9 protein-coding genes are annotated in these 13,987 nt (G+C 63.5%); 6 read left to right on the top strand and 3 right to left on the bottom strand.

Annotation, left to right across the window (positions count from 1 at the left end; all coding sequences use genetic code 11):
• The first annotated feature begins 133 nt into the window (after positions 1-133).
• The 6 genes from BWP39_RS00715 to BWP39_RS00690 all read left to right on the top strand — a co-directional run bounded on the left by BWP39_RS00715 (position 134) and on the right by BWP39_RS00690 (position 10,319).
• Positions 134-1,387 (top strand): NHL repeat-containing protein, encoded by a 1,254-nt coding sequence (locus tag BWP39_RS00715; RefSeq protein WP_207556515.1) that lies wholly within the window; start codon positions 134-136, stop codon positions 1,385-1,387.
• A gap of 281 nt (positions 1,388-1,668) precedes the next feature.
• Positions 1,669-4,044, top strand: coding sequence for a GH92 family glycosyl hydrolase (locus BWP39_RS00710; RefSeq protein WP_133116807.1), 2,376 nt, complete (start codon positions 1,669-1,671; stop codon positions 4,042-4,044).
• A gap of 164 nt (positions 4,045-4,208) precedes the next feature.
• The gene (gene hflK, locus BWP39_RS00705; RefSeq protein WP_207556514.1) at positions 4,209-6,119 is read left to right on the top strand and encodes a protease modulator HflK; all 1,911 of its coding nucleotides are present in this window, start codon (positions 4,209-4,211) and stop codon (positions 6,117-6,119) included.
• A gap of 62 nt (positions 6,120-6,181) precedes the next feature.
• Entirely contained in the window at positions 6,182-7,225 is a 1,044-nt protein-coding gene (gene hflC, locus BWP39_RS00700) for a protease modulator HflC (RefSeq protein ID WP_096716470.1), read from the top strand.
• The gene (locus BWP39_RS00695) at positions 7,222-8,346 is read left to right on the top strand and encodes an SPFH domain-containing protein (RefSeq protein ID WP_096716469.1); all 1,125 of its coding nucleotides are present in this window, start codon (positions 7,222-7,224) and stop codon (positions 8,344-8,346) included. The genes hflC and BWP39_RS00695 overlap by 4 nt, the downstream gene beginning before the upstream one ends.
• A complete protein-coding gene (locus tag BWP39_RS00690; protein WP_096716468.1) occupies positions 8,343-10,319 on the top strand; it encodes a heavy metal translocating P-type ATPase in 1,977 nt (658 codons plus the stop codon). The genes BWP39_RS00695 and BWP39_RS00690 overlap by 4 nt, the downstream gene beginning before the upstream one ends.
• Before the next feature lie 47 nt (positions 10,320-10,366).
• Here the strand turns inward: BWP39_RS00690 and BWP39_RS00685 are convergent, their stop codons facing one another.
• The 3 genes from BWP39_RS00685 to BWP39_RS00675 are packed head-to-tail and all read right to left on the bottom strand — an operon-like array spanning position 10,367 to position 13,853.
• Positions 10,367-11,350 (bottom strand): alpha/beta fold hydrolase, encoded by a 984-nt coding sequence (locus BWP39_RS00685; RefSeq protein WP_096716467.1) that lies wholly within the window; start codon positions 11,348-11,350, stop codon positions 10,367-10,369.
• A complete protein-coding gene (locus tag BWP39_RS00680; RefSeq protein ID WP_096716466.1) occupies positions 11,347-12,951 on the bottom strand; it encodes a flavin-containing monooxygenase in 1,605 nt (534 codons plus the stop codon). The genes BWP39_RS00685 and BWP39_RS00680 overlap by 4 nt, the downstream gene beginning before the upstream one ends.
• Positions 12,948-13,853, bottom strand: coding sequence for an SDR family NAD(P)-dependent oxidoreductase (locus BWP39_RS00675; protein ID WP_096716465.1), 906 nt, complete (start codon positions 13,851-13,853; stop codon positions 12,948-12,950). The genes BWP39_RS00680 and BWP39_RS00675 overlap by 4 nt, the downstream gene beginning before the upstream one ends.
• Between the last annotated feature and the right edge of the window lie 134 nt (positions 13,854-13,987).

Genomic DNA, 13,987 nt, shown 5'->3' with positions numbered 1-13,987 from the left:
GTTCCCGCTGAGTCCCCTGGCCGCCGCTGCCCTGTGCGTGGTCCTTGCTGCCTGTGGTGGAGGTTCGAACTCGCCCGGCACGTCCTCGTCGACATCGTCACCCCCACCGGTCACCTCGACGGCGTCACCTCCCGTGTCGCCATGGCCCGGCTTTACCGTCAGCGGTACCGTCGCCGGCCTGTCGGGCGGGGAGACGCTCACGTTACTCGACAATGGTTCGGATTCCCTGACGCTGACCGGCAACGGTGCGTTTACTTTTGCGGCGCTGGTCCCCGCGAACATTAAAGCCGGCTATGGGGTGACGGTAGGCTCGGTGTCACCGACCATCTACTGCTCAATCAACAACGGTAGTGGCTCAGTGACGGCCAACGTGACCAACGTGGCGGTGATCTGTGCGCCTGCCACGTACTCCGTCACGACGTTCGCGGGTTCGCTGGCGTCCGGCGCGACCGACGGCACTGGTTCTGCAGCTTTGTTCAACGGCCCCGCTGCAGTGACAGCGGATGCTACTGGCAACGTCTACGTCGCTGATAGCAACAACAACACGATCCGCAAGATCACGCCGGCTGGTGTGGTCACCACGCTCGCTGGCTCCGCGACGGCCGGCTCGACCAACGGCACCGGCGCGGCTGCTTCGTTCAACGGTCCCTTTGGCGTCGCCGTGGATGCAAGTGGCAACGTGTACGTGACCGATAGCAACAACAACGAGATCCGCAAGATCACGCCGGCTGGCGTGGTCACCACACTGGCGGGCTCGGGGGCGGCCGGCTCGGCCGATGGCACAGGCGCAGCTGCTTCGTTCAGCAATCCCAATGGCGTGGCGGTAGACGCGAGCGGCAACGTCTACGTGGCCGATAGCGGCAACAACAAGATCCGCAAGATCACACCGACTGGTGTGGTCACGACACTGGCCGGCGCGGGAGCCGCTGGTTCGGCCGATGGCAGCGGCGCGGCGGCTTCGTTCAGCTTTCCGGGTGGCGTGGCACTCGATGGCGCGGGCAACCTCTACGTGGCCGATACCAGCAACAACGAGATCCGCAAGATCACACCGGCTGGCGTGGTCACCACACTGGCCGGTTCCGCGGCATCGGGTTCGACCGATAGCACAGGCCCGGCTGCCTCGTTCAACGGCCCCTTTGGTGTATCGGTGGACGCAAGCAGCAACATCTACGTGGCCGATAGCAACAACAACGTGATCCGCAAGATCACACCGGCGGGCGTGGTCACCACACTGGCTGGGTCGACGAAGTCTGGCTCGGCGAACGGCATTGGTGGTGCTGTCTCGTTCAACGATCCCTTGGGCGTAGCGGTAGACACCAGCGGTAACCTCTACGCAGCTGATATCGCCAACAATGAGATCCGCAAACTGACGCCTCCCGCTCCGTAAATCAGGCGAGGCGTCGACGGGATCGACGCCTTCGTCCGCAACGGCGTCGATGCGCTAACGCGGTCGGTGTCGCAAGAAGTGACCCCTCGACATTCCGCATGCATGAGTCATCACTGCGTTTTGACCAGACGCAGTTGACTCGTGCGAATCAACCCGACTAAACTCCGTCGCATAATCTAACTAATTGAATTTAAAGATATTGTTTAGCACACCTGCTAAACATCGGTTATGCGTTTCGTTTAGCGAATGTGCTAAACGACATTAAAAGAACGGAGACGACCGTGAGCAAAATCAGGGAGATTTTCTGCGTGCTGTCAGCAGTCAGTGTGCTGGCGGGTTGTGGTGGCGATGTTCATTCGGTCAACAGCCTGGCAAAGACGTCCGTACCCGCCGGTAGTGGCGCGGGTGCCGCAACGCCGGCTACGGGTGGCACAACCACGCCGACCACAGCTGTGGCACAAACACCTGTGGTCATGCAGCTGACGCAATACGTCAACGAGCGTATCGGCACGAACAACGGCGGCGGCACATCGCTTCTGGCAGGATTGCCTGCCGGTATGGTGCAGTGGGGCCCTGATACGCCGAACCCAGGTGGGATCAATCAGTGGACGACGACCGGTTACTTCGACGGCGCCACGACGATTAGCGACTTCAGCCTGACGCATCTGAGCGGCACAGGGTGTCACGACGGCGGTGGTGGGCTGCCGGTCATGCCGGGCACTGCAAGCGGAAGCTCCGGCGCATTCTCCTCGACGAACGAAACGACGAAGCCTGGCTACTACGGCGTAACGCTCAGCAACGGGATTCATACGGAACTGACGGCGACGCTGCGCAGCGGGCTCGGACGTTTTACCTGGCCTGCGGGCAAGTCGGCGCAACTGACGTTGACCGCTAAATCGGAGGACTATTCGTCCGGCGGCAATATCGCATGGGGTGGGAAGAGTGCGCCGACGACGGTATCGGGATCGTTCAAGGGTGGCAATTTCTGTAACGATAGCCAGTCCTACACCGTCTACTTTTATGCGACGTTCGACCAGTCTTTCACCGCTAAAACACAAGGCTCGAAGGCTACGCTGACGTTCACACCGGTGGCCAATACGCCGCTCGTCGTCAACATGCGCGTTGGCCTTTCCTACACCAGCGTCGCCAATGCGCAGGCCAACCTGCAGCAGGAGCAGGCGGGCGCGAACGGGGCACTTGTCACCTTCGATACCGCCGCGGCAAACGCCGACGCTGCATGGAATACGCGACTCAACACGATCCAGGTGAGCGGCGGCAGCGCGAGCAATACGACGAAGTTCTACACAGCGCTTTATCACGCATCGCTTGCGCCATCGGTGATCAGTGACGTCAATGGCAACTATCCGGTGTTCGGCAGTTCGTCGGGACTCGATGCGAACGGCAAGCCGGGGCAAACCGGCAAGAACAGCGCGGGCCAGACACGTGTGCAGTACACGACGTTTTCGAGCTGGGATACGTATCGTTCGTTGATGCCGTTGCTTGCCGTGATCGCTCCGCATGACGTCAGCGACATGATGCAGTCGCTCGTCAATGATGGTCTTGCGTGTGGCAATGCCTTTCCGCAGTGGATCGAAGGCACGAACAACAGCAACGTGATGCCCGCCGATACCGTGTCGACCATCATCGCCCAGAGTTATCTGTACGGCGCAACCGATTTCGACACGGCCTCCGCGCTCAAGATCATGCTCAACGACGAGACCAACCCGTCGGCCGAATGCGTGAACATCGCCGTGCTGCCGGGCCTGAGCGATTACACAAAGCTCGGTTATCTACCCGACGACGACAACATCGTCGTCGATTCGAGCCACTCGAACGGCACGTCGTCGACCACGCTCGAATATGCGACCACCGACTTCGCCGTCTCGCGTTTCGCGCAGGCAATGGGTGACTCGACGAACGCAGCGGTGCTGCTCACACGTTCGCATAACTGGGTCAATCTGATGAAACCGAATGCGACCCAGGTGAACAACGTGTCGGTCACGCAGTTGCAGCCGCGCAACCAGGACGGTAGCTGGCCGGCCTATACGTCGTCGGACCCAGTCGAAGGAACGGCCGAAGAATATACGTGGATGGTGCCGTTCAACATCGGAGGTCTCTTCAACATGCTCGGCGGCGATCAGGCGGTGATCAGCCGGCTCACCGCATTCGAGCCGCAGCTCGTCATGACCAACGAGCCGATGTTTGCGACGCCCTGGCTCTACAACTGGACGAGCCGTCCTGACAAAACCCAGGCGGTGGTGGCCAATATCGCCGCGACCCAGTACCTGGCCACGCCGTCCGGGTTGCCTGGCAACGACGACGAAGGCGCGACGTCGGGCTGGTTCATATGGGCGGCACTCGGGCTGTATCCGATGGTTCCCGCTGAACCCGGTTTCACGGTTGCGAGCCCGCTGTTCACGAACGAGACGATCTACTTCGGCAACGGCAAAACACTGACGATCACCGCCAACACGCCGCAAACCTACATTCAGTCGATGACGGTCAATGGCGCTGCGTACAACAGCACCTGGTTGCCGTTCGATACTGTAAAAAACGGCGCGACGATCGTTTTCAATCTGGGTGCGAGCGCACCGGTTCCGGCGTGGGGCGCGTATCAATCGGCACAACCGGTGCCGCCTTCACCCGGCGGCGCATAAGCCAACGCGAGAACTGCGGGCTTCCGTCGCTCGAACGGAGCCCGCACGATTTGCTTGAATTTCGCACTCCGGCACGCTAAATTCGGCTCGCCTGCCACAGGCGCTGCCCAACAATCCTGACAAGCAACCTACAGACAGTACCGGTCAGGTGAAGTCTACCGGGGATGTCCATGCCGCATGAGTTGCAAGGCGACAACGAGCACACGCATAGCGATACGCTTGCCGCTGCGCGAATGGCATGGATCAGCCTGACGCTGGCGGCACTGCTCGGCGGTCTGCTGTTTATCCAGGGTGTCTGGTTCGATACCCGCTGGTGTGCCGCGCTATCGAGTGCATGGTTCAACGTACTGGCGGTCGCACTTGCCGCGCGACTGGCGAACGTCGGCGGGCTGCACGCAGACGATCCGTTGCTGCTGCCCCGTTCTCTCTCTATCTGGCGACTTTCCTGGTGGACCGCTGCAGGCGCTGCCGTGCGCGCAGCGCTGCGTTCGATCCGCTGGCAACCCTGGGCCGTGCTGGCATGTGCGGCGCTCTCGGTCTACATGGCATGGCTCGCATGGAATCCGCCGATCCGGCTGGTGCTCGCGGCGGCCATGCAACCGCCGGAGGCCGCGCTCGTGCTGGCGGTGGCCGCGCTCGCGCTGGCCTTCGGTACGCTCGTCGCCGAGCTGTTCCAGTCGATGCGTGCCGATCGCGGGCGCGCATCGGCGTCGCTGGCCAATGTGCTGCGCGTGGCGCTTGCGGTTGCGCTCGTAGCGGCGGCATCGTCGGCATGGTTGGCGTACGCCGATGTTTACTCGCGCTGGCCGCTGCGCATCGCGGCCGTTTTCAGTGCGGCGATCGCTAGCGAATTCGCGCTACGCGCCGTACTTTCATGGTTCGCACCGCGGCGTACACGCGAAGGCGATGCCGGCGTACCCGACAGTCTGCTCGCGAGCCTGCTGCGCTGGCGTCCTTCGCCACTCGCGCGTTTTAGCACCGAGTTACGCAGACGCTACGGCATCGATCTGCGGCAGAACTGGGTGCTGCTCAGCTTCGTGCGCCTGCTGCCCGCAGCGTGCATCACGATCGGTGTCTGCGCATGGCTGCTCACCGGCATCGCGATCCTCGGTCCCGATCAGCGCGCGGTTTATGAGCGCTTTGGCGCGCCGGTATCGGTCTGGCAACCGGGCTTGCATGTCGGACTGCCGTGGCCGTTTGGCACCAGCCGCACGATCGATAACGGCGCGGTTCATCAGGTCGTCGTCTCCGGCTCGCTGGCAGACAGCAGCATCGCCGCGCCACGCGTTCCCGCCGATGCACGCACACCCGAAGTGTTCAACCGTCTATGGGACGTCGCACATCAGGGCGAGACGAGCCAGGTGATTGCGGGCGGGAGCGGCGACCGGCAGAACTTTCAGACCGTGAACGCCGATGTGCGGCTCGATTACCGGATCGGTCTTTCCGATGCAGCCGCACGTGCCGCGTTGTATCGGGTCGCCAATGTGCCGGATACCGTACGTGCCATGGCAAATCGCGAGGTGGTGCGCTATCTCGCGTCACACACGCTCGAATCGCTGCTCGAAACACGTCAGACCGCCATGGCTGACAGCGTGAAGCACGCGATCCAGGCGCAACTCGACCGCGCGGGAAGCGGTATCGACGTCGTTGCGGTGATCATCGAGAGCGTGCATCCGCCGGCGGGGGCATCGGTCGCGTATCACAGCGTGCAGGCGGCGCAGATTCTCGCTCAGGCGAGTGTTGCGCAGGCCAGTGGACTGTCTGCACAGACACTCGGCGAGGCGCAGCAACAGGCTCATTCGGCGACCGCACGAGCGGATGCGGAGGCGGCGGAGATCACGTCGGCCGCGCGCGTACAGCAGACCGGTTTCAACGCCGACATGGCGGCGGCCCAGGTGGGCGACCCCGCGTTCGCGTTTGAGTACTACCTGCATGGCTTGCAGAAAGGCCTGCTGAACGCACACACAACCATCATCGATGACAGGTTGATGGACGGCAATCGTGCGACGCTCGACTTGCGGTCCTATGGCCCGGCCGACGCAGCTGATGCCACCGGCAAACACAGGACCTACTGAACCATGCTTCGCTCATCGACACAGACAGTTCTGCTGCACACAGGGTTGCATCGGGAGATATCGTGAGTCTTCATCATTCGCATGCACACGGTCATCATCACCATCACGGTGCTGACGATGATCATGATCACGGTAGCGCATCAGCGGGCGGTGGCGGTTTTTACTGGCGCGTTGCGCTGTGTGTGCTCTGCGTCGCCGCGGCATTTGCGGTCGCGAGTTTCATCCAGGTGCAGGCGGGCGAAGCGACGGTTGTGACGCGCTTCGGCGAACCGGTGCGCGTGCTGCTCGAACCGGGGCTTGCGTGGCGGCTGCCGGCGCCGATCGAAGCAGCGGAGTCCGTCGATCTACGCCTGCATACCACGTCGAGCGGCATGCAGGACGTCGGCACGCGCGATGGTCTGCGCATCATCGTGCAGGCCTATGTTGCGTGGCGCGTGCCGGCCAGTGCGAACGACGTCGGCCGGTTTGTGCGCGCCGTGCGCAACGAACCCGATGAAGCCGCGCGCCAGATCCGCTCGCTGCTCGGCTCCGCGCTGCAAACTACGTCCGCTGACTTCGATCTGGCGTCGCTGGTGAATACCGATCCAGGCCAGGTGCGTATCGCGGCGTTCGAAGACGAACTGCGTCGTCAGGTCGATGCACAGGTTTATGCAGCCTATGGCGTGCATGTCGAGCAGGTCGGCCTCGAACGACTGACGTTGCCGGCCGTCACCTTGTCCGCGACCGTCGAGCGCATGCGCGCCGAACGCGAGACCGTAGCCGCGCAGCGCACGGCGGACGGCCGTCGCGAAGCGGCACAGATTCGCTCCGATGCCGAGCGCGACGCACGTATCGCGATCGCCGATGCCAACGTGAAGGCCGCGGAAATCGAAGCCTCGTCGCGCAAGGATGCGGCCGCGATCTACGGCAAGAGCTACGCGGGCGATCCGCATCTCTACACGATGCTGCGCTCGCTCGATACGCTGAACTCGGTGATCGGCGCGAACACGAACCTGATCCTGCGCACCGATGCGGCGCCGTTCAACGTGCTGGTGCAGGGACCTGGCGGCCTCGGTATCGGCGTCGGTGCGCCGCCGTCGACGAAGAGCGGCAAACGCACGCCATGAATACGACCACCGACACACCGTCGCTAGGACCTGGCGCTCAGGCGGTGCGCGTCGCGTTCTGGTTCATCGCTGCGATCACGGTGCTGGCCGCGTGCATGTGGGCCGCGTCGAACATTCGGCGCATTCCCGCCGACAGCCGCGCAGTCGTCACGCGATTCGGCGCCTTTGTGCGCACTCAGGATGCGGGTTTGCTGATGGCGTGGCCACGACCGTTCGAAAATGTGCGGCTGATACCGGGCAGTGCGCGTGTGCTCGAACAGCGTATTACCTCGCTTGAGCGCGATCCACGCGCGAAGGCCTTCGACCCGACCGCTGCCGAGCTAGCTGCACCGGCCACGCCACTTGCAGCCAGCGCTGGGCATGTTCTGGACGAGGCGTCGTTGCTCGACCGCAAACCGGTGTTGTCCGACGCACTCGCGGGTTCCGGTTATGTACTGACCGGCGACAACGGTATCGTGCAGTTGAGCGCCACGCTGTATTACCGCGTGGTCGATCCATATGCGTACGTGCTGCAGACAGAGCGTCTCGATGCGGCGCTCGAGCGGATCGTTGCGGCAGCGGTCGTCGAGGTGACGGCCGCGCGCAATCTCGACGCAATCCTTGTTGCGCGACCCGAGCGGTTATCGGTGGATGCGCAGATGGCCGCGAAACGCGAACGGTTGCGCAGCGATATCGCGCAGGCTGTGCAACGTCATCTCGATGCACTGACGGCCGAACACGCGGGCCTCGGTATCGAGGTAGCACGGATGGATGTGCAGGCGACGTTTCCAGCCACAGCCGTCGATGCCTTCAACGCCGTGCTGACCTCGCTACAAACGGCTGACCGCAATATCGCGGAAGCCCGTACAGCCGCCGAAACGATTCGCCAGAACGCCCAGCAAACCGCCGATCAAACCTTGCAGAACGCTCAGGCAAACGCCACCGAACGGGTCGGTACCGCGCAGGCCGAAACCACCACGATCCTGCAGCTCGAAACGCCGCTCGATAGCGATCGCGATCCAGGTCTGCTGGCTCGTGCCTATCGCGACCGCATCCAGCAGATCTTGTCGAAGGCGGGGCACGTGACGACGATCGATCCGCACGATGCATCGAATCTCGTGCTGCCGGGGAAAACTCAATGAACGTGCAGAGCGAGCCTGTTGAAAGCGCGCTGCGTGATGCCGTTACGCTGGACGACAGCGCGGACGATCACTCACCATCGATCGCACTATCCGCCGCCGAACGGCGCGCGGTAACGCGACAGATTGCGCTGGCGCTGCTTGCGGGCGGGCTGCTGGTGCTGTCGTTGGCGTGGCGCTATCTGGCGCCGGACGGCGCGCCGCTTGCCGAGATTCTGGCCGGGCTCGCGTCGTTACTGGTCGCCGGGCCGGTATTCGCGGGCGCATGGCACAGCCTGAAGTCGCCGAGCCTGCACGGCGTCACCGACCGCCTGATCGCACTCGCGATGCTCGCCGCGTGGGCGATCGGCGACATGACAACGGCGGCGTTGCTGCCGATCGTGATGACCTTCGGCCATGCACTCGAAGAACGCAGCGTGCTCGGCTCGCAGGAAGCGATTCGCGCGCTCGGCCGTCTGACGTCGGGCAAGGTGCGACGCGTGCGCGCCGACGGTTCGATCGAGGAAGTCGCCTACGAAGCGATACGTGCGGGCGATCTGGTCGAAGTCGCGGCCGGTGCGCGGATTCCCGCCGACGGCGTCGTGCAGCGTGGCCGATCCAGTGTCGACAACGGACCGATCACCGGCGAGTCGTTACCGCTCGACGTCGACGAAGGGATTGCTGTATTCGGCGGTGCGATGAATCTCGACGGTCCGCTGCGCATCGAGGTCACGCATGCGGGCGCGCAATCGACGCTCGGCAAGATCATCGAACTGCTGCAACGAGCCGAGCAGGTCAAGCCGCCGATTACGCAGGTGCTAGAGCGCTACATGGGCGCTTATCTCGCGCTCGTGCTGCTGATTGCAGCGATAGTCTGGTTCACGTCGGCCAATTCGTCGGCGATGCTGGCCGTGATCGTTGCCGCGTGTCCGTGCGCGCTCGTGCTCGCCGCACCGTCCACCGCAATAGCCGGGATTGCTGTCGGCGCGCGACACGGCGTGTTGTTCAGGAACGCGGCGTTTCTCGACCGGATCGCCGAAATCGATTCGCTGGTAATCGACAAGACGGGCACGCTGACACATGGTGAACTGCACGTGTCGAACGTGTTCGCGCAGCCCGGCATCGATACGGTGCAAGCCGTCGCGCTTGCCGCAAGGCTGGGGGCGGGCAGTGCGCATCCGGTGAGCCGCGCACTGGCGCGCCATGCGGCAGCGATTGGTTATGACGTGACGCCTTACGAGCGGACCCGTGAGTTGCGTGGACTCGGCGTGGTCGCCGATACACCCGAAGGTCTTGCGGCGCTCGGGCGCGCGGATCTGCTTGCGGAACATGCGAGCCCGCTGCAACCGCCACCGGAAGAGATCGACGGACCTTGTGTCGGACTGGCGTTGAACGGGAAGCTGCTCGCCTGGTTCGGGTTCGCAGATGCATTGCGCGCAGAAGCCGCCGATGCGCTCGCGAGCCTGCGCGAACTCGGTCTCGAACGACAAACCCTGCTGACCGGCGATCGCGATGCAGTGGCACATCAGGTCGCGGCACAGGTCGGCATCGATATCGTCGTGTCGCAGGCGCTGCCTCACGACAAACTCGACTACGTCATGCGCGAACTCGATGCCGGACATCATCCACTGGTGGTCGGCGACGGGCTGAACGACGTGCTCGCGATCAAGGCTGGCGCGACGAGCATCGCGATGGGCGAACGGGGGATCGATATTGCGGTAGCGTCTGCCGATATCGTGCTGCTTGGCGACGATTTAAGGCGTATTCCGATGTGTATCCGCCTCGGCCGTCGTTGTCGTAGTACGGCGACGATCAATGCGGCGATCGGCTTGATCTGGACCGTCGAGATCATCGCGCTTGCCGCATTCGGTGTGCTCGGTGCGGTGTGGGTGGCGATTCTGCATAACGTCGGGACGTTTATCGTGATCGCTAACGCGGGGCGGTTGCTGCGTATCGATGAGGATGCGCCCGTGCGGGATCGTGGCAAGACGATGTGACGGTGAACCGGCACCACGGCCCTGCGCCGTGATGCCGCAACCGTGTGTTATGCGTTGGTCGTAGCCGTCGGGGATGCCTGCGCCGTCGGCACGGCCACTAGCGTACGTAGCCACTCGACTGTCATGGCAGGCTGCGTGATCGGCAGCATGTGACCGCCGTCCACCAGATGCAGTACCGCGTGACTCACCTTGTGGGTGAGCGCTTCGCCGTGATGTCGCCAGTCGAGAATCTCGTCGCCGCGACCGTACAGCACATCGACCGGCATACGCAGCGCCGCGTAACGACGCTCCAGCGAGGGCAAATCGTCGTTCACTGCCACCAGATCAGTCGATGCCGTCCGGAAGCCGCGCGGGCGCAAACCCAGCAGACCACCGCCTTTCATCGCGAAGTCTTTCGGCGCTACCTCGGGTGCGAAGACGGCCTTCAGCGCCGCGGGACCGTGGCGGATACCGAGCGGCACGGCCAGCGTGACCGACACGATGGCGCGGACCCACGACGACGGGATCACCAGTTGGGCAAATACGCGTGGCGGCGCCATCATGTGCGTGAGCGGCGCGATCAGCGCGAGACGACCGACGCTGCGTGGATGGTTCAGGCCGATCGCGAGCGCAATCGCGCCACCGAGCGAATGACCGACGATCACTGGCTTGTGCAGTCCGAGCGCTTCGATAAACCGCGCGATGGTCTGCGCCTGCGCGGCAATCCCGGCCGACGAGCCCGCACCGCGAACGGAATGGCCGGAGCCTGGCCGGTCCAGCACGATCACACGATTCGTCTTTTCGAGCTCCTGCAGCGGCAAGTACGCGAAGTTGCGCAGTTGTCCGCTCAAGCCGTGAATGAAGACGATCGGCGGGCCGTTGCCGCGGTCGATGTAGTGAATCCGGTCCGCACCGATATCGACGAACTTGCCCTGTGCAGGAAGCGCCTGGTCGACGCGGCGCGCGACATAGGCCGAAAACACCATCAGTCCGACTACGACCAGCATGCAGATCGCGCCGGCAGCGATCAAACCCAATGTCACGACGGTCATGATTGCACCTGTACGGTTTGTTTCGACGCGGCCGAGGCTGCTGGCACCGCCGCCGTCTGATCGCGTCGCTCAAACTGCATCGCGCCGTCGCTCAGGGTTCCAAATTTCAGCGATGCGAGATCTCGCAGATAGTTTTGATGGTTCTTCCATGGCTTATGCAGCCCTTGCCGCGGCAGAATGTTCGCGGCGCGCTGGATATAACCGGACGTCAGGTCGACAGCCGGCAGTTCGCCGGTTTCGTCGTCGCCCAGCCGCGGCACGCAACTGTCGTACCCGTGCGACTTCATATGATTGATGAGCCGGCACACGTACTGCGCAATCAACTCCGCCTTCAGCGTCCACGATGCGTTCGTGTAGCCGAACGATGACGCGAGATTCGGTATGCCGCTGTACATCATGCCCTTGTAGGAAACGGTATCGCTGAGCGACACCGGGCGTCCGTCGATAGAGACCGTTGCGCCGCCCAGCATCTTGACCTTCAACCCGGTCGCGGTGATCACGAGGTCGGCGTCGAGATGTTTGCCGCTGCGCAGTTGCAGACCGGTTTCGGTGAACCGTTCGATCTCGTCGGTCTCGATCGAGGCCGATCCCGACCGCACTGTCTTGAACAGATCGCCATTCGGCACGAGGCACAGACGCTGATCCCATGGGTTGTACTTCGGCGTCATGTGCGTCGCGACGTCGAAGTCGGGGCCCAGTTGCCGCGCGGCGGCCTTGATCAGCAGCCGCTTCGTTTCTTCAGGCTTGCTGCGCGAGCGGTTGTACAGAAAGATCGTCAGCAACACGTTCTTGGTGCGGACCAGGCGATGCGCAAGTTTCGCGGGCAACCAGCGGCGCAGCCTGTCCGCGATCGCATCGCGTGCGGGCAGCGACAGGATGTACGTGGGCGAGCGCTGCAACATGGTCACGTGCGCGGCTTCGGGCGCCATCGCCGGCACGAGCGTGACTGCCGTCGCTCCGCTGCCGATCACGACGACGCGCTTGCCCGCATAGGCGAGATCGTCGGGCCAGTGCTGCGGGTGGACGACGCGGCCCGCGAACTTCTCCATATCGGCCCAGCGCGGCGCATGGCCTTCTTCGTAGTCGTAGTAGCCGCTGCACATATAGAGGAACGAGCACGTGTAGCGGATTTCGTCGGCGGCCACGCCGTCGGTTGCACTGCCGCGCTGCACGCGCACGGTCCAGCGCGCTTCCGACGAATTCCAGTCGGCGCCGACCACACGATGACCGAAGCGGATCGACGAATCGATACCGAGTTCGTGTGCGGTGTCCTTGATGTAGTCGAGAATCAGACCGCCGTCGGTAATCGCCTTTTCGCCGGCCCACGGACGGAAGCTATAGCCGAGCGTGAACATGTCCGAGTCGGAGCGCACACCGGGGTAGCGAAACAGGTCCCACGTGCCGCCCATCGTCTCGCGGCTTTCGAGGATCGTAAAGCGGGCCGTCGGGCATTGGGTCTGCAGGTAGTGTGCGGCGGCCACGCCCGACAACCCCGCACCGACGATCAGCACGTCGTAGTCGGTTTCGCTAGTTGTTGTGCGCGATGCGCGTTGCCGTTCGTCGTGCGACGAAGCCGTACGCTCGAGGGTAGCGGGCGTCATGCGATGTCCTTGCGGGAGGGAAGAGCGCTCGACGCGGGCCGTGTCGCGTGAGACTGACCGCGGCGCTTCATCATCTTGCGGTGAAAGCGCAGCACGTACCGCTGGTACGCGGAACCCAGCACGCGTGCGATGAGGTCCACGCGCTTTGCGTCCCCGCCGATCAGCACACGCCGCGCGTTGCGCTCGACAGCGGCGAGGATCTGGCGTGCGGCATCGTCGGGTTGCGTGGCGTTGATCAGCCGGTTGGCCGAACGCCGGTGTGCGTCCGCATCCTGTCCGGTCAGCTTCCTGATGCCGTCGTCGACCCGCGACGCCGTTGCGATATTGGTCGCGACGCCGCCCGGATGGACGCAGGTCGCGCTCACAGGGATGCCCTCGATTTCAAGCTCCATCCGCAGCGCTTCGGTATAGCCGCGCACCGCGAATTTGCTCGCGTTGTAGGTGCTCTGCGTGGGCATCGAGATCAGACCGAACAGGCTCGACGTGTTGATGACATGGCCGTCTCCCGACGCGCGCAGGTACGGCAGGAACGCCTGCGTGCCGTGCACCACGCCCCAGAAGTTGATCCCCATGATCCATTCGAAGTCTTCGATTTTCGCGGTCTCCGCAGGCGCCGCTAGCGCCACACCTGCGTTGTTGAAAATCAGGTTGATGCGCCCGTGCGTTTGCGCGACCTGTGCGGCCCATGCGAACACCGCCGCCCGATCGGCGACGTCGAGCCGTTGCGTGGTCACGTGTACGCCATACACGACGCAGGCCTTCATCGTCTCGACGAGCCCGGCTTCGTTGATGTCGCTCAACGCGAGATCGCAACCGCGCCGCGCCAGTTCGACAGCAAGACTGCGGCCCATGCCCGACCCCGCACCGGTCAGCGCCGCGACTTTCCCCTTAAAACCCTTCATATCGATCCTTCTGGTGACTCGCATCATCGTTCGCAACGATCCGTTGCGCATACCGCATCGCGCCTGACGTCCGTAGCGCAATTGCGGGTGATAGTGAAGCCGTAGTAGGAATCCCCCAATGGTGCGGCGGGACA

The sequence above is a fragment of the Paraburkholderia acidicola genome (assembly GCF_002362315.1).
GTDB lineage: Bacteria > Pseudomonadota > Gammaproteobacteria > Burkholderiales > Burkholderiaceae > Paraburkholderia > Paraburkholderia acidicola.
This window is presented reverse-complemented; position numbering and strand designations above follow the sequence as displayed.